This window comes from Labrys monachus (assembly GCF_030814655.1).
GTDB classification, from domain to species: domain Bacteria; phylum Pseudomonadota; class Alphaproteobacteria; order Rhizobiales; family Labraceae; genus Labrys; species Labrys monacha.
In genome coordinates, this window is sequence record NZ_JAUSVK010000001.1 from 2675708 (window position 1) to 2696272 (window position 20565).

The 20565-nt window shown below is 60.3% G+C and carries 21 protein-coding genes and 1 pseudogene; 16 read left to right on the plus strand and 6 right to left on the minus strand.

Going from position 1 to position 20565, the window contains the following annotated elements; genetic code table 11:
* Positions 1 to 275 precede the first annotated feature (275 nt).
* The 8 genes and pseudogenes from J3R73_RS12080 to J3R73_RS12115 all read left to right on the plus strand — a co-directional run bounded on the left by J3R73_RS12080 (position 276) and on the right by J3R73_RS12115 (position 7134).
* Positions 276 to 398, plus strand: a complete 123-nt coding sequence (locus J3R73_RS12080; RefSeq protein WP_307426844.1) for a hypothetical protein — start codon at positions 276 to 278, stop codon at positions 396 to 398.
* A 24-nt stretch (positions 399 to 422) separates the two neighbouring features.
* Positions 423 to 575 (plus strand): DUF2293 domain-containing protein, encoded by a 153-nt coding sequence (locus J3R73_RS12085; RefSeq protein ID WP_307437302.1) that lies wholly within the window; start codon positions 423 to 425, stop codon positions 573 to 575.
* A 455-nt stretch (positions 576 to 1030) separates the two neighbouring features.
* Positions 1031 to 1546 (plus strand): hypothetical protein, encoded by a 516-nt coding sequence (locus tag J3R73_RS12090; protein ID WP_307426847.1) that lies wholly within the window; start codon positions 1031 to 1033, stop codon positions 1544 to 1546.
* An 888-nt stretch (positions 1547 to 2434) separates the two neighbouring features.
* The gene (locus tag J3R73_RS12095; protein ID WP_307426850.1) at positions 2435 to 3469 is read left to right on the plus strand and encodes a YaaC family protein; all 1035 of its coding nucleotides are present in this window, start codon (positions 2435 to 2437) and stop codon (positions 3467 to 3469) included.
* Positions 3470 to 3734: 265 nt separating this feature from the next.
* Positions 3735 to 4532, plus strand: a pseudogene (locus J3R73_RS12100) (lipid II flippase Amj family protein).
* Between the two features lie 409 nt (positions 4533 to 4941).
* On the plus strand, positions 4942 to 5142 hold the full coding sequence (locus J3R73_RS12105; RefSeq protein WP_307426853.1) for a hypothetical protein: 201 nt from the start codon (positions 4942 to 4944) through the stop codon (positions 5140 to 5142).
* Positions 5143 to 5288: 146 nt separating this feature from the next.
* Positions 5289 to 6080 carry a TIGR04255 family protein gene (locus tag J3R73_RS12110; protein ID WP_307426855.1) on the plus strand — a complete coding sequence of 264 codons (792 nt, stop codon included), beginning with the start codon at positions 5289 to 5291 and terminating at the stop codon, positions 6078 to 6080.
* A gap of 568 nt (positions 6081 to 6648) precedes the next feature.
* Positions 6649 to 7134 (plus strand): hypothetical protein, encoded by a 486-nt coding sequence (locus tag J3R73_RS12115; protein ID WP_307426858.1) that lies wholly within the window; start codon positions 6649 to 6651, stop codon positions 7132 to 7134.
* 327 nt (positions 7135 to 7461) lie between these two features.
* Here J3R73_RS12115 and J3R73_RS12120 read toward each other — a convergent pair whose 3' ends face one another.
* The 4 genes from J3R73_RS12120 to J3R73_RS12135 all read right to left on the minus strand — a co-directional run bounded on the left by J3R73_RS12120 (position 7462) and on the right by J3R73_RS12135 (position 11007).
* Positions 7462 to 8127: a transposase gene (locus J3R73_RS12120; protein ID WP_307426860.1), complete on the minus strand. Its 666-nt coding sequence runs from the start codon at positions 8125 to 8127 to the stop codon at positions 7462 to 7464.
* Positions 8128 to 8244: 117 nt separating this feature from the next.
* The gene (locus J3R73_RS12125) at positions 8245 to 8652 is read right to left on the minus strand and encodes a hypothetical protein (RefSeq protein ID WP_307426863.1); all 408 of its coding nucleotides are present in this window, start codon (positions 8650 to 8652) and stop codon (positions 8245 to 8247) included.
* Between the two features lie 1656 nt (positions 8653 to 10308).
* Entirely contained in the window at positions 10309 to 10713 is a 405-nt protein-coding gene (locus J3R73_RS12130) for an ester cyclase (RefSeq protein WP_307426866.1), read from the minus strand.
* A 12-nt stretch (positions 10714 to 10725) separates the two neighbouring features.
* Complete coding sequence (locus J3R73_RS12135) at positions 10726 to 11007, minus strand: SemiSWEET family sugar transporter (protein ID WP_307426869.1); 282 nt, start codon at positions 11005 to 11007, stop codon at positions 10726 to 10728.
* A gap of 116 nt (positions 11008 to 11123) precedes the next feature.
* On the opposite strand from J3R73_RS12135, the gene J3R73_RS12140 reads away from it, so the two are divergent.
* Entirely contained in the window at positions 11124 to 11486 is a 363-nt protein-coding gene (locus tag J3R73_RS12140; RefSeq protein WP_307426872.1) for a winged helix-turn-helix transcriptional regulator, read from the plus strand.
* 189 nt (positions 11487 to 11675) lie between these two features.
* Complete coding sequence (locus tag J3R73_RS12145) at positions 11676 to 12974, plus strand: SAM-dependent methyltransferase (protein ID WP_307426874.1); 1299 nt, start codon at positions 11676 to 11678, stop codon at positions 12972 to 12974.
* A 134-nt stretch (positions 12975 to 13108) separates the two neighbouring features.
* On the opposite strand, the gene J3R73_RS12150 is transcribed toward J3R73_RS12145, so the two are convergent.
* Complete coding sequence (locus J3R73_RS12150) at positions 13109 to 13351, minus strand: hypothetical protein (RefSeq protein ID WP_307426877.1); 243 nt, start codon at positions 13349 to 13351, stop codon at positions 13109 to 13111.
* A 597-nt stretch (positions 13352 to 13948) separates the two neighbouring features.
* On the opposite strand from J3R73_RS12150, the gene J3R73_RS12155 reads away from it, so the two are divergent.
* The 5 genes from J3R73_RS12155 to J3R73_RS12175 all read left to right on the plus strand — a co-directional run bounded on the left by J3R73_RS12155 (position 13949) and on the right by J3R73_RS12175 (position 18478).
* A complete protein-coding gene (locus J3R73_RS12155; RefSeq protein ID WP_307426879.1) occupies positions 13949 to 14314 on the plus strand; it encodes a hypothetical protein in 366 nt (121 codons plus the stop codon).
* 503 nt (positions 14315 to 14817) lie between these two features.
* The gene (locus J3R73_RS12160) at positions 14818 to 15063 is read left to right on the plus strand and encodes a hypothetical protein (RefSeq protein WP_307426882.1); all 246 of its coding nucleotides are present in this window, start codon (positions 14818 to 14820) and stop codon (positions 15061 to 15063) included.
* A gap of 66 nt (positions 15064 to 15129) precedes the next feature.
* Positions 15130 to 15456 (plus strand): hypothetical protein, encoded by a 327-nt coding sequence (locus J3R73_RS12165; protein WP_307426884.1) that lies wholly within the window; start codon positions 15130 to 15132, stop codon positions 15454 to 15456.
* 465 nt (positions 15457 to 15921) lie between these two features.
* Positions 15922 to 17337, plus strand: coding sequence for an MBOAT family O-acyltransferase (locus J3R73_RS12170; protein ID WP_307426887.1), 1416 nt, complete (start codon positions 15922 to 15924; stop codon positions 17335 to 17337).
* Between the two features lie 4 nt (positions 17338 to 17341).
* Positions 17342 to 18478 (plus strand): alginate O-acetyltransferase AlgX-related protein, encoded by a 1137-nt coding sequence (locus tag J3R73_RS12175; protein ID WP_307426890.1) that lies wholly within the window; start codon positions 17342 to 17344, stop codon positions 18476 to 18478.
* 87 nt (positions 18479 to 18565) lie between these two features.
* Here J3R73_RS12175 and J3R73_RS12180 read toward each other — a convergent pair whose 3' ends face one another.
* Positions 18566 to 18850, minus strand: a complete 285-nt coding sequence (locus J3R73_RS12180) for a hypothetical protein (protein ID WP_307426893.1) — start codon at positions 18848 to 18850, stop codon at positions 18566 to 18568.
* A 443-nt stretch (positions 18851 to 19293) separates the two neighbouring features.
* Here J3R73_RS12180 and J3R73_RS12185 point away from each other — a divergent pair, with 443 nt between their 5' ends.
* Positions 19294 to 20544 (plus strand): MFS transporter, encoded by a 1251-nt coding sequence (locus J3R73_RS12185; protein ID WP_307426896.1) that lies wholly within the window; start codon positions 19294 to 19296, stop codon positions 20542 to 20544.
* Positions 20545 to 20565: the final 21 nt, after the last annotated feature.

Sequence of the window (20565 nt, forward strand, 5' to 3'; positions counted from 1 at the left end):
AAGGTCGTGTGGCCTGCCACGCGCATTATAGCGGCGAAGGTAAAGGAAGTCGGCTGGGCAATCGGAGCCGCTCGGCTAGTGCTGGTCTCGTGGGCGCTGGGTTAGGCATCGCGCTTGATGGTGGTCAGAGCGCGGGAATTGCCGCCCTGGGCACAGCCATTGGGGTGCCGCTCTAGGTGGTGCTAGGGGCTGGCGCAGCGTTCGCGAACGGGCTTCTGGAGGAACTGAAGCGGCTCGGTAGCGACAGGGGATAGCCTGGGGCGGAAGCTGTAACGATGGCGAAGAAGGGCGGAACATCGAAGCGCTTCACCATTGATGAGGTGCTACTGCACATGCGGCAGCGGCATTCCCATTGCCCTGAAGAGACCAAGGAAACGATTGCACGCCAAGTGGCCTGACGCCCATGGTAGACGAAAACCCCGATAGGGCGCGCCGTGGGGATTACCATCGACAGCCATGTCAGGCATAAGATGACCAACTATGAGAGCCTCTACCAAATCAAGGGCCTGATCCGCGAAGAGGCGCATCTCATTATTCTTCCCGAGGTGCTCGGCATTCTTCGCTCATGGCAGTAGCTACCCGCTAAAGGTTGGGGTGGTGGCGTCCCCTCGTCTTCGTCCTGCCTGAAGGCCACCTAGCAGCACGTCCGCGTCTGCCCGGCAAACCGTCCGCCGTGTCGCGCGGGTTACTGTCCATGATACCGCAGGTGGGGGCACGGGGGAACGCGCGTTCATCTCCGTCGAGGTCATGTCTCAGATTTTTCCGGCAAAACATTTCGACGCGCTAGAGGGCGGTCCTAACGTCTTCATACCCGAGCCCTTCCAGGGACTGTGGAGACGTGACGCTCAAGACGAAGGCTGCTACATACGTCAAGCTACCAGGCTTTCAGTGTTTGGCAGTCTATATTGGCAGGCAGGTGGTGGCCTTCTTCCTAGACCAGCGACAAAATCTAATATTTGGCGATTTTTTACTTCGCAAAAGATATAAGGTACGCTAAGTCCAATTTTTAAATAATCCGGCGGCTAATAAGATGAATGACAATGGACACAGTGAACAGCAGCGCTATTGGAATCAACTCGTTCTTGTGAAGATAGTCGCTTGTTATGTACGGAGGTATAGAGATGAGCATTCACAGTGGATAAGATCGATAGGGTTGTTCAAGGCAGTTGCGACAAGTGCAACGATTGGTGCTTGGATTATATGGAAGGAGTATGCTATCGTATGGGGGGTGGTAGTCGGTGCAACACAAGTTCTAGATGCTGCTAAAGATTATCTTCCTCAGGTCAAGAATCGCCATCTAGCGAGTGAGTTCGTATCTTCGGTCGAGAAAATCCTAATCGACGCGGAGTTTGAATGGTATGAAATTTACGCTGGGAAGGTCCCTGCTCCTGACATCATGGAGAGATGGCGCAGACTGTCTAGGTTGCTACACGATCATGAGACCAAATGTTTTCCAGATGGCTTGCCGGTCAATGACAAACGCCAGTCCCTGGCGGAAGAGGATGCGGCTACCTATTTTAAAGTGCAATATTTAGTGGAGGGATAGCAGATGACAAAGAGGATTGAAGGCGCAGACCTTCATAAGGCAGCCCGATGGGGGGAATTGCGAAGGAGCACCCTTGTCGGCTCGCCCAAACTTTCCATTCCTATGCCGTCCGGCGCGGCCTCTCCCCCTCCAATCCCTGATGATGTGAAACCAAAGGCAGCCGCAAGCGGGAAAGAAAACAATGACAAGTGATAAGGAAAAGCCTCGCTATCTTGAGGAGAGCAGTACTTTGCTACAGGTAACGCGAGCAAACGTTCCGATGCCCAAACGCCCGACTGCGCCTCAACAGGCCGCTTCTCCGTCTAGCAGCAGCAAGCCTACCAGCGCTTCGGGTGAAAATAGAGGGGGAAATAGTGGCAAATAAGGATACGGACACAAAGTGCTGGGTCGCTGCCGACAGCCAATTGATACCGGCACCGAGAATTAGCGTACCTATGCCCAAGCCAGTTGCTAGCGCCGGCCAAAATCAAACGAGCAGCACGCCAAGGGCTAAGCCAATCATCGACACCACTTCTAAGAAAACCACTTGACGTTGTTCTAAGCAGCCGTTCGGAAGGCAGCCTACTTGTTTTTGCACGTGTCCGGAAGTTTGGTACGGTGCCAATTGTTGGGCCGAGAATTTGCCTGTCAAAATCAATAGCATGCGGGCGGCTCTGCTGAACTCGCGGCGCTCTTGCGGCGTGGGCCATCCCGGCGGCACCGATCTAATATATGGACGCTTCACTCTGAGCGATTGTGAAGATTTATATCATTCCGCAAAGAAGACTTTCCGGAGGGCGTAGACCTTACCACCGGCAAGAAACGCCGCAGAAGGGAAAGAGCAAATTTAGCCTTCGATCCTTGCGGGTCGTCCACCATTTTAACGTCTGCAAGCTGATTTAGCCGAGAGTGCCAGCAACGATGCAACAAGAAACTTGGCAACAACTCCTGTCGTTCGAGAGCCGTGATCTTGTTTCGATGTGGTTCAAAAAGATTCATGGCCGTGAATTGAATGCACGCCGTGCAAAGGAGATTACTGCTGCGGCTGCACAGTCTCGTGAGTTCTTCAGAAATTCGAATTCTTCTGCCAATTCTGTCAAGCCGTTACTGACGTTTTACGGCGTCGCCAGTCTCGCACGAGCGCTAACGTTGCTTCTTAGACGAGATGGCGGCGAAGAGGGCCTTAGCAAGGGTCATGGACTTGAGACGGTTGACTGGAGCAATCAGCTTTCTGGCGAGCTATCTGTCGGTATAGCCGCCCTGTACGGGCTAAAGATTCGTACTTGTTCTGGGCTGTTTTCCGATTTCGCTGAGCATACACAAAGTCGCATTCCGATCCACGTCAACTCAAGCGCTGTGGATTGGAGATTGAAGTACCCAAGAGTGGACATAGGGGACGAATTCTCATTTGGAGAAATCACACGACGCATGCCGGATCTTCGAAAGGAGCACGAAATTCTGGGAGAAAAACTTCTCTATTCTGACATAAACGATATGAATTACGAACCAAATAAAGGTATAAACATAAAGGTTCAAGCTAAAACCTTCAAAAATTTTCAGGATGAATATTATTCCATGGGATATTCATTTCAAGAGGCTGGTAATATTATAATTATAGATAGCAATTCGGATCTGACAAATGAGAATATTCCTCAATTTCTCCATTCATATCTACATAAGACGTTTGGAACAATTCCAAATCTATTTTTGGTGGCGCCCATGCCTAATGGCAAACGGTATTCCCAATTATGCATGATGTATATAATCGCATTTGTGCTTGGAATGCTGGTGAGGTATTTTCCAACGCACTGGGTATCACTTTCCCAAGGCAACAAGGGTGACGCGCTGTGGCCTACTATCAATCGTGCACATCGTTGCATTGAGGAGTCTTTCCCCGAAATGGTGGCGGAGATGGTTGAAGATATACTATCTAATCCTTTATAGTGCAGATATTTGATTGCGGCTGCCGGCTGCCGGCTGCCGGCTGCCGGTTGGCGAGTGGCTTTCGGCTATAGGGCGCACCTGCGCAAAGTTGGCGACGTCATTGAAATTCCCAACTTCATTAAGAGGTGCCTTTGGTCAACCGAAAATGGCAGGGGGAGTAAGGCGAAGCGTGCTATCCATCTCTCCTGCCTACTGTACCAGCTTCGCCTCCTCGCTGGTCTCAGCCGAGAATTGATTTGATGAGCCGTTGCCGCGCCATACGCTCTTGCCGGGGCCTTCCGCTTTACAATGTGATGCATACATTCACCTCATCGGTACGTTCGTTTACGCTGTACGAATTGAGGGCGTCAGGACTAGTCGGATTGCCATCTCGTTTGTTCTCTTCAACGTATTGGTTCTTGTCTCGCTGACGTCCAACTCGTTTTAGAGACCATTCTTCGCCAAGCGCATCGAAGCCACGTTGCAGGGTGGTATTCCCAATCACCTGTTGGCGGATTTTGGGTGGCTCCTGTTCTCTGCAACCTTGGCTACTGTTGTCGGCACAATCGCCGTGTCAACGTTTCAGCGCATCTTCAGCCAGGCCGTAAGGCACTTCCAGGTCAATCGATCCATTCCCCAGCTGCTCCTTCGCGGGTTCGCTAGGGGAGGCCTTTCCTACATCCGAGACGCCGTAACAATTCCCTCGGCACCCCATCTGGAGGACATGCGCAGCGGCTCGGAGATTTCGTCGTCGGTCATCATCCTAAACATTACCGCCCAGGCTCTGATCACCGTCGCGGTCTTTGCGGCTCTCTATGCCGGTTCGCTCAATCCGGCCTATCGAGTCACCGCCAGCACGCTGTCGTCCGTCATCAATGGCTTTGCGACGATTGCCCTGTTCGTGTTCATCGATCCGCACCTATCAATAATGACAGACGATGTTGTCGAAGGGCGGACCACCGAAGCTTCATTTCGCCGCGCAGTCGTCTGGCTTGCGGGAACGCGCGTTGCGGGAACCATCGTCGCTCAGGTGATCTTCGTCCCCGCTGCGATGCTTATCGCAGTTGTCGCAGGGCACCTTTAGGCCAAAATGGGGACCCACGAAGGGCCTCCAAAGCCTACTTGCGTTGGTCCAGAAGATTGGTACAGTGAGAGCCGTCGCGGCTCAAAATTCTCAAGTAAAAACAATAGCATGTTCGCGGTGCTGCCGATTTCAATCCTCTCTTGCAGCACCATTTTTCCCTTAAAAATCAAATAGTTATGACGGCAGCACGACAGAGCGGCGGGTTGCCGTTTGGCCGGGGCAGCACCAGGGCAGCACCGATTTGGCCCGTCGTGGACAGGCCATCCGCTGCCCGACTCAGGCGGCATTGACAGCAGTTTGGCTTGATTCATTGTGGCATCTAAGGCCCGAGGCCGTGAGCACAATCGGCAAAACGGCGCCTTCGAACCGACGCTTTGACCGGCGGCCGTCCATAAAGATGGGGGAACCGATGTTGAGCTTTTGGGAAGTCGCTGCCGCCAGCGCCGTCGGCTGCGGCGGGGCAATCATCGTCTTGGGAGGCGCCGTCGCCTGGTTCCTGATCCATTTCCACGGGCCCGCGCACCATCCAACCTTCAACGAGATCATAGACGCTGAGGAGGCTCGCGCGGAGCGCCTGGCTCAGCTCTTGGCGCCGTTGCTGCGCAGGTGACAGCAGGCCGCCTCAGGCCGCTTAGGTCGCCCCTTAATTTTGTTTTCCGTTTTGTTGTGAGCCACCACGCACAAAGTGTATCATTGGTCGCAAGCGAAGGACGGCCTGCGAATGAGAGCTGCTGGTAGTGGCAAAGGATGATCTTTATGCAATTGAAATATAAAAACGCTCCGATCAATGAATTGATCATCGGGGCGTATTTTGATCAGCCGATACTCCAGCTTCATTCTGAGCACGTAGGTCTTTTTTGGGCTGAAGTGCGTAGCGATTTTCCAAAGATACAGCAGCAGCCCGAACTATCCCTTCCAATATCTGCACCAAATATCTCATTTCAGTTTGGTTTAACTAATGAGCCCTATCCTATGCCTCGTTTCTGGCTTTTGTCAGAAGACGAATCTATGTTAATTCAAATTCAGAAGAATGCCTTCATTGTTAATTGGCGCAAGGGGAGTGGGGAATATCCACATTATGGCGTTGTTAAATCTTTCTTTGATAAATATTTTTCTATTTACTTAGAATTCCTCAAGAGGGAACTGGCAATAGAGTCAGTAAATATCCAGATTTCTGAACTGACATATAGCAATTTGATTGAGAAAAATGAGTATTGGAAAAATAGCTTTGATACATCTCGATTGATATCTAGTATGTCAATCCCGCATTTAGGTGTTAATGTCGAAGGTGCTCCAGACTTTAATTACGTGACAGCTTATAGATTGGACACGGACTTAACGTTGAACCTCTCCGTACGAAGTGGACGAAAAATTACAGATGCTAGTGTGCCAGTTCTAGTGTTCGAATTGCGTGCAATCGGCGCATTAGGAACAGCAACTAAAGTTACGGCCGATGGTTGGTATATTAAAGCGCACGAAATGATAGGCCAATGCTTTACGGCCATGACAAATCCCGATATTCAACGTGACCATTGGCAACCGGTGTGATTCGGCATGTTTAGCGACCTATCCTCGGCTACCGCCTTCGCCCCTCCTCCCGACGTTTCGCTATACGTGCCGACAGATAGTTTTGTCGACAGGGCGCCGCCTGCGCAAAGCCGCAGACAAGCTGTCGTGACACAAGCGAACACGACCGCTTCAACGGTGACGATCGATCAACTCGCCCCTTTCCAAACGAGGGAAAAATCGGCGATGGCCGCCCACGCGCGTAGGCAGCTTGAGCTTTTGAAGCGTATACAGTTTCTGCGAGTTGAGGCGGAAATTGATAGCGTTCCGTTCTCTGAGGCATCGCATTCTGAATTTCTTGCTTTCATGCGATCTGTTCGGCCTACCGCCCGCCCGTCGCTCTTCTTAAACGACAATGGAAACCTCCGCGCTCTCTGGAAAAGCGAGCAACGTGAGCAAATAGGGTTGCAATTTTTGGGAGGTGGCCAAATTCAGTTTGTAATCTTTAAATATCAAAGGGAGCATCAGAATATACTGCGTCAGGCTGGCGTTGGCGCGCGGACTAATATACTCGCTATAATTCACGAAACTGGAGCCACGGAGCTCCTTCTTGGTTGATAAACCTTTGCCGGAACCCGGAAAAGTCATGCCGGAAGCAGATCATGTGCTCAGGTATATCGCACCTAGGCACATACAAGACGGCATCGTGAACGGTGAAGGCTTTCTAGCGCGCCCAAGAGACAATAATGCTTCTTCTGTGAACTGGATGGAGTGGTTTGATGCTCCTACAGAGAACCAAGTTGCCAGTATTAGAGCGGTGGCGAGGTTAACTTATGCAAAGACAGGAAAGCTTGTAGCTCTCAACGTCGGCCATACCACGCGCTATATCAATGAGAACGCTCAACGGGCGGTAGTGTTATCTTTAGTTCACGCCCCGCTTGACGCAGAAGCACCGTGGCCGGCAGATCCGTCTCATGGTTTGATGCAAGGCGTTCCCGCAGAGGACACACCTGAAGCGGCCTTAGTGACAGACTTAATCGCCGAGTGCATTTTGCCGATGATCTATGACGCAGCGGTCGCGCCAGAAAAAGTGTAATTGGTGCGGGCTACGCGATTAGCGGCCTCGATCGCTCCAGGTTAGCTCGGCGCGGCCCGAGCGGGTCGGCCGCGGCTACAGCGTCACCCTGAATGTGATATCGGCGACCGTCTTGCGCAGCCGCACGCCCGGCCCCTCGCCGTTCTCGGGGACGAAGATCACGCCGGCCGCCTCCATCACCGATCGCATTTTGTCCACACTGCTGACGCGCGCGTCCTGGCCCGCCTCGAAACGGTTGACGGTGTTGACGCCGACCGCCGCCTCGCGGGCCAGATCTTGCGTGCTCCAGCCCCAGTGCGGTATTACGGGGGGTATTACGGGGACAGTTTACTTAATGAGTTTTGATTTCGGGCCACGTTTCCGCGGTCGCAGCGGCCGGCCTGTGCGGGCCTCCAAATCTGCGACCCAGGCGGCCGCTCCGAGCGGCCGTCCGGTGGACTCGGCGAGGCGAAGAGCGTTGGCCGCTGCCTCGTCCTCCTCGCTGCCGAGGAGATCAGCGAAGTGCGGGAAGCGGTCGAGCACCGGGGCGAGTTCGGTCAGGCCGTCGCTCTCGCCGCTGAGATGGGCGCGGACGCTCGACCAGGGCCACTCCTCGGCCTTGGCGACGAGTCGGGCGCGCACCGGGTTGAGGCTGACATAGCGTAGGGCATGCGCGAAGTGGTCCTCGTCCATCGCCACCGAGCCGAAGCGTCCCTGCCATAGGTGTCCGGTCCAGCGGTTGCGGGCGTTGATGCGCGCCGTGTAGCGGCGATGCACTTCGCCAAGCAAGGCCCGCAGGCCGCCAGCCGCGTCGGGGATGACGAGAAGATGCACATGATTGGGCATGAGACACCAGGCGACCACACGCGTGCCGGATTTCGGGGCGTAGAGGCGCAAGAGATCCACGTAGGCCCGATAGTCGTCATCGCCGAAGAACACTCTCTCGCGCCGATTGCCGCGCTGCGTGAGGTGATGAACGGCGTCGGGAACCACGAGACGAGCGATGCGACCCATACTATTATCATAGCTGGAATCGGCTAATTAGTAAACTGTCCCCGTAATCGATGATGCCCCTCCAGGCCGAGCGCACAGGCATGGTCGAGCAGCTCGGCAACGCCGATGCGGCATGGCTTATGCCTTGATCTCCTCGAACAACCGGCGGCGGAACGAAGCCTGCTTCTGCCGAATGCGTGTCATCTTGAAAACGCCGGACCAGCTGTTCGCGAGTGTCCAGGTGCCCTCTATGCGTGTGCTCCTATCCCAGATCGTGCCGGCATAGAAGATTTCTCGGCGATGCGGTCCCGATGCGCCCACATAGACCTTGGAAAAACGCACGGCGTCACCCGACCGTTCGCCGTCGAGATGTCCTTGTATTTTCCGCTCGCCGTGCGATGGAAGAGGGAAAACCTCGCTGGTCGTACCGGTAAGAATGCCATCGAATTCGATCAGACTGGCTTCGAAGGCCACCGGCTCGAGTGTTCTCGGATAATAATAAGTGCCAAGCCAGTCGCCGGTCAAAAGCTCGGACTCTTCCGTCAACGCTGACCTCCGGGATTGCCACGACGACCTGCTTTACTCCGCATGCCCCTTTGGCGTCGAGTACCACCCTCGCAATAATGGCAGCGTCTACCGGTGACCGGCCCGCCGCGGCGGCGAGGGCGGGTCGCGCGGATCGAGGCCTGTTTTCCACTTTCGCACGGCGGCGTTCTACCTTCGGTGACGAAACGTCAGGAATCGAAGAATTACATTGATATCAATATGTTGAATTGAAAATCCGGTCGCAGCGGCGAGCCGGTCGGCGCGTGGCATCCTCACGTCGCGGGCATTCGAGAGGTGGCCGAAGCGCTCCTCAGGCGTCAATTGTCCATCTCCGAACGGTCAGGATCGCATCGCCTCGAACAAAACATGTACAAAGCTTGACATCTGCCTTTCCGCATGGCCTACTTTTGCCTGGAATGAAGCGCGGCGGGGCCAAGGTTCGCGATACCGTCCCGTGCCTTCCACCCACTCCGGCCGATCCCGGTTCGCCTGCGGCGCGCCATCCGCATCGAGGCGCCCTCCCATTTTCGTCCTGGCTTGGAAACCAGGACGGGGCCGGCGCCGAGAGGGATCGCTGCAGACCGCCCCATTGCGTCTTCTTCAGGCGCAATGCCGGGACCGCCGACATCCGGTAGCGCCGGGTGTGCGATCACCCGGCCGTCAGGTCTGTACACGGGGCTTGATGAGGAACTTGCCGGGATCGGGCCGCCTTCGGGCCTGCCCTCGATCCCGCGCGAGACAGGAGAGGCGCCGGCCGTCCGCCGTATCGTCCGCAAGGACGGGAGGGTGGGCCTTCCAGGCCGGATCGCCTTGTCGGACGCCGGCGGCCGGCAAACCCGGCCCGCAGCGTCCGCGGCCGCAGCAGCACGGGGACCCGGCTGTTCGGCCGGCGGGGTGCGGCGAAGATATAAGCCGTCCGCCAAGGCCCCTGTCCCGCCGTTCCGTGGGTGAGGCTTGCGCATGCCGATCGGCTTCCCTGGCCCGGAAGCCGTGTCGGGATGCGTGGCCTGTCCGGCAGGACTGGTGATGGAGGGAACCGTGCCCTCCGGCGCCGGCGATGCCTCCCGTCCGGCAGTCCGGGTTTGGGCCGCAGGCCCGATCCGGATCGATGGGAAAGAGCCGAGCCCCGGCGCGTTGCCTGTTGGCGCGTCTGGCCCGGCGGGAAAGGGGCGACGGCGGCCTTGCACAACATGCCAGGCCACGATTCCTCACGACCACGATCCTATACCGCACCACGGCTGACACGAGACCAGCCGTCGCCGCCCCGATCTTCCCCGTGCACAATCCGGCCCGCTCAGGGCGCGGCGACGAAGACGCATGTCTGCAGAGCCATCATCCGTCATCCCGTGCGCACGGCACCCCGCAGGGGTGCGGTGCAGACACGGGACCGCGTGCAGGATGAGGTTCCTTCTGCGCGCGATCCCGGATCTGCGATGCGTCACGGATGACAGCACCGCGTCCGGGATGACAAACCGCGTCGTCGCCGGTTTGGTGTTCTTCCCTGGGAGCGCGGGCGTCTCGTCCGCTCTTGCCACCCCCAAGTGCGACGTTTCAATCGGCGAGCGCGGCGTTTCCAGGGCGGGCGAGACGCCCGCGGTCCCAGGAGACACGAAGGGCCGCGTCTCATCCCGGCCGCTCCTGCCCCACCCAAGCGGGTCATTCATCCGCCCCGGGCTGAAGCTGCGCCTTGATCGCAGCCTGGTCGATCACCGACCAGACGGCTTGGATCCTTCCGCCGCTGAACCGGTAGAAGACGTTCTCGGTGAAGGCGACACGCCTGCCGTTGACGGGCAGGCCGAACAATTCGCCTATGGGCGTGCAATCGAACAGAAGCCTGGCGCCGACGGAGGGCGGGTCGCAAACGAGGAAATCGATGGTGAACCGGAGGTCCGGAATGGCCGCGACGTCGCCTTCGAGCATGCCGCGATAGCCTGCGAGGCCGAGCGCTTCGCCGTTGCGCCGGGCATCGTCGGCAACATAATCGCCGAGGCGCGACCAGTCGCGTCTGTTCAGGCAGTCGATGTAGCCTCGATACTGCGCCAGCAAGTCTTCCTTCGTCATCGGCATGATCCGCTATGGTTGCGTTCGCTTGTTGCAGGACAGGACGTTTTCCATCTTGATCGACAGGATGAGACCGGCGAGCGCGAAGGTGACGCCGTTGCCGAGCCAGATCGCCGGGGCGCCCCGCAGCACGCCGTAGAAGATCCAGAGGGCGGTGCCGGCCTCGATCATGAGCAGCGTGGACAGGCTGAAATCATTCGCCCTGCGGGTGCGCCACGTCTTCACCACCTGCGGCAGGTAGGCGAGCGTCGCCAGGCTGCTGGCGACGAGGCCGATATATTCGATGCCGTCCATGGCGTGCCTCCGGAGACGCGGGCCGTCACGGCCGCTCGCGAATTTGCGCTTTCAGGCCGGAACATAGCGGCGCAGGATGGACTTTGGCAGTACGCACAAACGGGACATGTAGGATCATGGATGATAGTGCCGCCCGCCGATCGAGGCAGCGCAAGGCCGGCCGCACCGGCTGCGCGGTCGAAGCGACGCTCTCCGTCATCGGGGGCGTTTGGAAGCCTGTCCTCGTCTTCCATCTGCTGAACGGCAAATTGCGCTTCAACGCCCTGTGCCGCGTCACGCCCTCGGCCACGCCGCGGATGATCACCTTGCAGCTGCGCGAGCTCGAGGCCGACGGGATCGTCAAGCGGACGGTGTTTCCCGAAGTTCCCCCGAAGGTGGAATATGAGCTGACGGAACTCGGCCAGTCGCTCGCGCCCGTGCTGCTGAGCATGCGCGATTGGGGGGAACGGCTCCAGCAGTCGGAGGCCGCAGAATCGTGAGCGCGCGGGAGAGGATCGCCGCTTCCCGGCGCCGGCAGGCCGCCCGGGTGACGGGGCGATTGGCGGCTTGATCGAAAGATTTCTGCCAAGTCAATGCATTAGTGTCGAGTATGAGGGCTTGTATCCGGAAGACATTTTGAGAGTCCATTTTGCAAGTCGGGTCTGGATAGCTGTCTGCGAGGGATAGTCATGATCGCACGATCGTTGCTGCGAAAGATTTTCGAGGAGGTCGGCGGGCAGTCCAAGGATACGGCACTCGACGTCGAATTTGCGGATGGTTCGGTCTGCCGGACCACTCCGAGCCGAAAGCAGAACGAGGTCTCCGTCAGGTTTCGAAATCGTCGCGGGGAATGGCACACGCTCCTGTTCTTCTACGAGGGCCTGTTCGAGAGCTTCGTCAGCGGCGACGTCGACCTGGAAGGCGACCAGCCGATCGCGACGCTGGCCAGGCTGGGGCACGCCAGCGCGCTCGCCTCGCCCCGGTCCTGGGCCCGCATGCTGCGCAATCCGCTGATCGAGATGCGCCAACAGGCACAGGAATGGCGGCAGAACGGCGATGACCATGCGCAGGCGGCCCGCAATGCGGATTTTCACTACGCTTTGCCGCCGGTGCTGTTCGAAGCCATGCTGGGACACACCGTCGGCTATTCCGAAGGCCTGTGGACCCCCGAGACGAAGACCCTCGATCAGGCCAAATTCAACAATTACGAATATATCTGCCGCAAGCTGCGCCTCGAACCCGGCATGAAGGTGGTCGATGTCGGAGCAGGCTGGGGCTACCTGCCGATCTATCTGACGAAGCGCTACGACGTCGAGGTCACCGTCTACAACCCCGTGCGACGGCAGAATGATTACATGCTCGAACGCTTTCGAAGGCATGGCGTGGACGGGAAGATCCGTCTGGTGGAGGGCGACCACCGGGACATCGTGCGGGAGGCCGGCCGCTTCGATCGGTTCGTCTCCATCGGCGTCCAGGAGCATGCCGGCTACAAGCTGAAGCAATACCGCCTGTGGGCCGAGGCGATAGCGGCCTCTCTGAAGGAGGGGGGCCTCGGCGTCGTCTCCACCACGAGCTGGATGGTCCGGCAGATGACCGGCCTGCTGACGCTCAAATATATTTTTCCGGGAGGCCATGTGCCGAGCCTGCCCGATACGCTGCGGGCTTTCGACCAGGCCGGGCTCATGCTTCTCGACGTCGAGAATCTCTGGCCGCACTACCAGCGCACGATGGAGGCGTGGCGGAAGAATTTCGCCGAGGCGTGGCCGCGGGTCCGGGCATCGGATCCGGATCTCTTCACGGAACGATTCAGGCGCCGATGGACCATGTATCTCGAAGCCACCGGAGAAGCCTTCGGCGATTCCCTCGACCTTTCCCACATCGTTTTCGCGAAGGGACGCCGGGCGGACTGTTTTCAGCCGCGGCAGGAACGGCCCCATGGCGACATCGCCTTCGTCGGCGGGGACGAGGTGCCGGAATGCTACCGCTGAGCCGGCGGGCGGCGTTCGACGTGCCGGCAGCCCGGCCGGGGCAGGGTGCCCCGGCCGAGGCGATCAAGCCCAGGCCTGACGCCGGACGATACCGGCGCGACTGGGCGTTCGCTTTCGGAGCGCGACGGCTTTCATCACGGTTCCTGCCCCAGGAGGTCGTAGGCTCCCTGGATCGGCCGGATGGCATGGAGCGCATTGTCATAGGCGATGGGCTCCGGCACGGGGGTGATCGAAATCAATTTCCACGTGAAGCCGGACGAATCGCTCAACGGCCCGACGCGGACCTCCTCGATATCGGCAAGGCCAGGTGAGGCTCGGAGCGCATACAGGCATATGCGCTCGATTTCCGCTGCGGAAAGCTTTTCACGGTCGGTCATTTTCCCTCCCTACCTCGTCGGTCGACGATCACATGCGGGACATCTTGCGCGGGCCCGCAGGCGCTTTCGAGATTGCGCGCCTGGCTGTCGGTGCGCGTAGGGGCACCCTTCCGGCACAGGTGTCCGGACGAAGAGAGGCGGCGCCGCATCGAGAGGCGCCCCGCGGTCGCGTATCGGCCAGCCGGATAACCGCGAGAGGAGCATGAACGTTCCCGTGCCGGTTTGCCGCCGCGCGCCGTCGGCCGCGATGCGCGATGACGATCTGCCGATATTCCTGCCGCCGCACGCGCGATCGCAGGGTATCGTTCGAGGAACGGATAGCGTGGACAGGGGTTTCCCGGGGGGAATAACGTTTCCGTGAGGACGATGCGGCTGGCCCTCGCCTCATCCGGGCCTGCTGCCCTTGCAACCGGGGCTTCGGATGCAGCTCGCTCCTTCCGAACGCTCGCGCGGCCCGGCCGTTCCCGTTGACAAAGTGTGATTCCCTTAGGTAAGGTGACAAAATGTTGACGGCGGGTTTGTTCCGCCCCCGCCTTCGGCCGCAGCGTCAGTATCGCGCGGCCGGGACGAATATTTTCTGTTTTTGCAGGTACCGATATGCCCGACCATACCGCCGAACGCCACGCATCAAGCGTTGAGGAACGCTATGGCGGGTTGCGCGTCGAGATGGCGGCGATCAGCGCCGAGCTGATTGCGGCCGGCCTCGGCATGACGCCGGGAGAGGAGATCCGCAGGCTCGCGGCGTGCAGCCACCCGCTCGCCACGCGCTATGTCCGGGCGCTGGATGCATTCCAGGAGGTTGCCTATGAGAGGCACGCCCCCTCCAGCGGCAGCGCTTCGATGAAGATGATGTGGCGTGGGATCTTCGACCTCTCCGGCGCGCCGGCCCGGCGGGCGAAGAAGGCGCGGCGCGTCTCGGCCCTGCCCGCGCTGTCGCCCTCCGCCGAGGCCATGCCGGGCTGAAGCGCTTCGCCCGCCCCCGTTTCGCAAATCGCCACGGCGCGGGCGGCCCGATCCCCGGCTTGGGGAGGCGGGCGGACGGTGCCGCTTTGCTTTCATGTCGGCACTTTTTGGCCGTCGATCACCGGCAAGTCCGCAGGGTAAGCCCCGGGCCTCGTCGCGTCCGTGTTTTCGCATCGGTGTCGCGGAGGTCTCCGTCTTCCGTGTAATCCAGTCCGGCTCCCCCTCGCCGATAAGCTCAAATCGTCGCGCGGCTCGGCTCGCCATTGCAATCGGTCTGTATCCCGTCTAGGATCGCACCGGATTTTATTTATGGAAATAGCGCGAAAGTCCGGCCTTTTTCTTGCAGCGCTTTTTTCTTGAGAAATATTCGAGCGGCATTCCTCTCGGGATCGATGTTCCGAGTGTCGGGTCTGCGCACCCGTGCTTCTTCCGGGGCTATTGTCCCCCGCAACGGCCCCGTACGGACGAGGCGAGGCGCAGGTGTCTACCGGGAGTGGTATCAGATGGCGAAGGTCACCTATTACGCGGTGCTGCCGTTCATCCGCAACGATGAAGGGGATCTGGTTTCCGGTGAGGCGGCCGAAGCGCCGAGCGCCGGCGCGGCCAAGTCCCGGGCGGCTGCCGCCATCGGCAAATATGCCGGGGCCATCGCCTTTTCGCGTGCGGGCGATCCGAGCCTCGGTGATTTCGAGGACGCGGTGGTCTTGGCGCGGTATGGCGAGACGCCGGATGACGTCGCGCTGGAATGAGGCCCTCTCGTCTGAGCGGGCAGGTACATGGAAAAGCCGGACATCTCCGGTGACAAAGGAAAATAAATGGCAGTTGTAACGGGTCTGACCAACCAGGACGCCTCCATCGTCCTGGGCATGATTGCGCGCGGCGACAAGGATAACGACATCGCGGCTTGGTTCGGCGTGATCCAGGCGCGGGTCACCGAGGTGAAGAAGGGGGCTCACGGCCCCGCCGTCCGGGCGGTGGACGACAATCTGCCGCCGAGGGGCGCCCCGGGGCCGAAGGGCCGGCGTGCGCGCTATTCCGTCGAGAAGGCGCTCGGCATCCTCAGGAAGGGCGGCGCCGATTCGGTGGCCGAGGCCATCGCTGTCCTCGAGGGCGCCATCGCCAAGTTCGACAACGGCGCCTGACGGCCCGGTGCCGGACGCCGGGCGCCCGCCCGGGACGGGCGTTCCCCTCTTCGTCGGCTGACGTTCAGCCGACGCTTCCTTGCGCCGGGCTATCGGCGCGGCGGCGACGCCGGGCAACCGGCACGGCATCGCGGGCAGCACCCGCCGCCGTCTGCCCCCTTTTTCATGACGCGCGGAAGACCGGCGATACGGTTCCGCGCTCCCCTGCGAGCGGCGCCGGCACCCTGTGCGCGCTTCCCTGTGCTTCTTCCCTTTCCCTGTGCTCTCGGATCCGCGGCCGCGTCCGGATTCACCGTGGCCGCAGCGGGTTTGCGCGCGCCGGATCGTCCGCCTCGTCTCAAAAATTCCGTGTGATCACGCTCGACCAAGTCTCCACTGTTCCACAGCTTTCCATCGCCCAGGGGAAAGACAATTCAGAGGGAATCGATTAACAGATTTCAGTGTGGGAAACGCACGGGATGATCCATGGTCTTCAGCTCCTATGGCTTTCTGTTCGTTTTCATGCCGGCATTCTTCCTGATCTATTTCTTGATCGGGAGCCGGTATCGGAATTTTGTGATCCTCGCGGGCAGCCTCATCTTCTATGCGCTCGGCGAGCGGTGGCGGATCGCCATCCTGCTGGTGTCGATGGGGGTCAATTTCCTGCTCGGACTTCGCATCAGGAGGGGGCTCGCCGTCTCGCAGCATGCGGCCCGGCGCTGGCTGGTGGCGGGCGTCGTGTTCAACCTCGCTCTCCTCGCCTGCTTCAAATATCTCGGCTTCCTGGAGGAGAACGCCAATGAGGTGCTGAGGCTCTTCGGCGGGCATGATCTCCTGCCCATGGCCGGGATCGTCCTGCCGCTCGGCATCAGCTTCTTCGCCTTCCAGGGCATCAGCTATCTCGTCGATATCTATCGCGGCACCATCCGCGGCACGACGAACCTGCTGACCTTCGCAGCCTACAAGTCGATGTTTCCCCAATTGGTCGCGGGGCCGATCGTCCGCTATGCCGACGTCGCCGCCGAACTGGCGGACCCCAAGGCAGATACCGATGCGGTCTTCGCCGGCATCGGGCGCTTCATCCGGGGCCTGGCGAAGAAGGTGCTGATCGCCGACACGCTCTCGGTCACCGCCGATGCGATCTTCGCGCTGTCGCCGCGGGAACTCAGCCTCGAAACCGCCTGGCTGGGCGTGGCGGCCTACACGCTGCAGATCTATTTCGACTTCTCCGGCTATTCGGACATGGCGATCGGCATGGGCCGCATGATGGGGTTCAAATACCCGGAGAATTTCAACCACCCCTATGTCTCGCGCTCGATCGGCGAATTCTGGCGCCGCTGGCACATGACGCTCTCGGCCTGGTTCCGCGACTATCTCTATCTGCCGCTCGGGGGAAACCGCCGCGGCCGGGGCCGCACCTATCTCAACCTGGTCATCGTCTTCGCCCTCACCGGCCTGTGGCACGGCGCGTCCTGGACCTTCGTCGTGTGGGGGCTCTGGCACGGCCTGTTCATGCTCGTCGAGCGCCGGTTTGATCCCGGCGGCTGGCCGGTGCCCGGCTTCGTGCGGCACATCTATACGATGCTGGTGGTGATGGTCGGCTGGGCCCTGTTCCGCGCCGAGTCGGCCGCGGCCGCGGCCGGCATGCTCAAGGCGATGTTCGGCTTCGGACCCGGAGGCGCCTTCGTCTGGCCGGTGGCGACCTTTATCGACCCGCTCGTCGCCGGCGCTCTGGTCGCCGGCCTCGTCTTCAGCATGCCGGTGCGTGCGCAGGTGGCCGCGAACCTTCCGGCGGCCTGGTGGATGCCGGCCTCGCTCGCCGTCGCCGGCCTCCTGCTGTCCGCGTGCGGCCTCAAGGTGCTCTCCGGCGCCTACAGCCCCTTCCTCTATTTCAGGTTCTGACGCGATGGCGCCGCGAACGGGCAGGACGATCCTCATCGCCGCATTCTTCGCCGCCCTGCTGGTGCCGGTTTTCGCCACCGTGCTGTCGCCGGGCTTCCTCCCCTTCATCCGGAAGGTGCTGGCCGGCGACCATTCCATGAAGATCGAGACGGAGCTGCTGCGCCGTGCCACGCCGCTGTGGAAGGGCGGGGCGGATTTCTACAATGATCTGCTGTTCAAGCTCGGCATCTCCCCCAATCCGGACCAGCTGATGATGGGCAGGGACGGCTACATGTTCCTCGGCAACGCCCACAACAAGGCCTATGACGAGGATCTCAGGCGCTACGATGCGCCGGCGTCCGACCTCGAAAAATGGGTTGACGACCTCGCCGGCGAGCAGAAATACTTGTCGGACCGCGGCATTTGCATGTTCTTCATCGTGGCGCCGTCCAAGGGCACCATCTATTTCGACAAGCTCGGGCCTGTCCCGCCGGGCTTTGCCGATACGCCGACGCTCTTCGACCGCGTCCTGGCGATCGCGGAAAAGCGCGGCGTTTCCATCCTCGACGTCCGGTCCGAACTCATTGCGGCGCGTGAAACCGCCGATACCTATTCGCCGCTCAACTCGCATTGGACGGACTATGGCGGCTACGTGGCCTGGCAGAAGATCGCCTCGATCGTCGGAGGGCAGATTCCCGGCATCAGGCTGGCCGGCACCGGCGGTCTCGCCGGCATCGGCCGCAAGGATTACGGCAACGAGGCGGCCGATCTCCTGAGCCTCGCCGAGCCGAACATCTGGACCTATCCGATCTACAAGCAGCCCTTTCCCACCTACTACGTGGTGGGAGCGGACGGGACGCAGACGCCCGTGCCGGGCGGCCGCCGGACGGAATTCAAGTCCCTGCCGGTCGAGACCTCTTCGCCGGCGGCGCCCAATCCCCAGCGCGTCCTCGTCATCACCGATTCCATGGGCGCGGCCCTGTCACCCTATTGGACGGCATCGTTCCGGCATGTGAAGCAGGTCGTCAACCATGTCAGGCCGCCGAAGGACCCGCTCCATTTCGAGCAGACCGTGGACGACTACCGGCCCGATATCGTGTTCTACGTCATGGTGGAGCGCTATTTCGCGCAGCCCCTTCGATGGAAGCCGGGGCAGTCTTGATCTTCGTCCCACCATGGAGAAGGGGACACAAAAAATCACGGGCGGCCGCTGGGACCGCCCGTGAACGTCACGGCTTATGGCAAGCGATTACTGGATGCGGCGATGTTCGCGGCGATACTGGCTGTGCGGATCGTGGTGGAAGTAGAGATCCTTGCCCTCGCCCCGATGATAGCGCTTGTTGGGGTACATCTTGTAATGGTGATGCCTGTAGTGATGGTGCCTGTGGTGCTTGTCCCACCGAACGTCCTGGACATCGGCGGAAGCACCGGTGTGCGAAACGGGAGCGGGCGCCATCGCCATGGCGGACGATGCGCCCACGCTGGCGGCAAGGCCGCCAACGGCAATCAATGCTGCGAAAACGAGTTTCTTCATGGCTTTTTGTCCTAGCGGTAATAATTCAACATCGGGGCAACGCATCACCACGGGCTCCGGTTCCTGCTCGAACTAAATAAGCAGTACGATTCCGGAAGAAACTTCCTGCGGCGGCATTTTTTCGCGATCGCGACTTCGGGTTTGCGAGACGATTTCCGGGATCGTCTTGCCGGCAATGGCGGTGCACCGCTCGATCGGCCGGCTAGGCGGGTGCCCGATGCAATCTAGAGCTGTATCGGCGCGGGGGATCAATCAAGAGCGGAGACAACGAGGGCGTATGCGATGTAAAAGCCCGCTCAGCTCCATCGCAGCGTTGTTCTCCGGCTGAATTGCCGTTACGTCTTGCAGAAAAGGGATTGTGCGTCGAGTCGATTGAAAACGTCGGGGAGAGAATGAAAATTGCAGCCATTACGCCGCGAGTCCGGCGAATTCAGACGATCGCATTGGTTTTTCTCATTGCCGCAGGGGTCCTCAATTACATCGATCGGGCGACACTTTCCGTCGCCAACCCGCTCATCCGTGCCGACCTCGGCATCGACGTCGCCCAGATGGGCCTGCTGCTGTCGGCGTTCCTGTGGGCCTATGCCTTCGCGCAATTGCCGGCCGGCGCCCTGATCGACCGCGTCGGGCCCCGCCTGATGCTGACCTGCGGCCTCACCGTATGGTCGCTGGCCCAGGTCCTCGGCGGAATCGTCCTCAGCTTCTGGCAATTCATCGGCGCGCGCGTCCTGCTCGGCCTCGGCGAGGCGCCGCATTTCCCGACCTGTGCGCGCGTCGCCCGCGACTGGTTCAACATCCGCCAGCGCGGCACCGCGACGGGCCTGTGGAACTGCGCCTCCTCGCTCGGCACCGCAGTGGCCGTGCCGATCCTGACCGCCGTCATGTTCCTCGTCGGCTGGCGCTGGATGTTCGTCGTCATGGGCGCCGTGGGCATCGTCCTCGCCCTCGTCATCTATTCGCTGTTCCGCAATCCCTCGGAAGTCGACCTGACCCCGGGCGAGCGCGACTTCCTCAGCGAAGGCGACGACGCCGCGGTGGCCGATCGCGTCAGCTGGGACGACTGGAAGCGTCTGTTCGCCTTCCGCACCACCTGGGGCATGATCGCCGGCTTCTTCGGCACGATCTATGTCCTGTGGATCTACACGGCCTGGCTGCCGGGCTACCTGGAGATGGAGCGCCATTTCACCATTTCGAAGACCGGCATCGTCGGCGCCATTCCCTTCGTGTTCGGCGTGGTCGGCAGCATCTTCGGCGGCTGGCTGGTCGACTATCTCGCCCGCCGCGGCGTCTCGCCGCTCAACGCCCGCAAATATCCGATGGCGGCGTCCCTCCTGCTCACGGCGATCTTCACCGCCGTCGCCGCGGAGACGCCGAACGACAGCCTGGCCATCGGCTGCATCTCGGTCTCGCTGTTCCTGCTGTATATTTCGAGCTCGGCCGCCTGGGCGATGGCCTCGGTGGCGGCGCCGGCCAACACCACGGCGTCGATCGGCTCGATGCAGAATTTCGGTGGCTATGTCGGCGGGGCGCTGGCGCCGACCGTCACCGGCTTCATCGTCAAGGCCAGCGGGTCCTTCGTGCCGGCGCTGCTGACCGGCGCCGTCATCGCCGTGGTGGCGGCGATCCTCTATATGGTGCTCATCGACCGGCCGATTCCGGCCAGGGATGCCGCCGGCCTCCGCGCCGCCTCCTGAACGCGAACGGCGAAGGCCCGC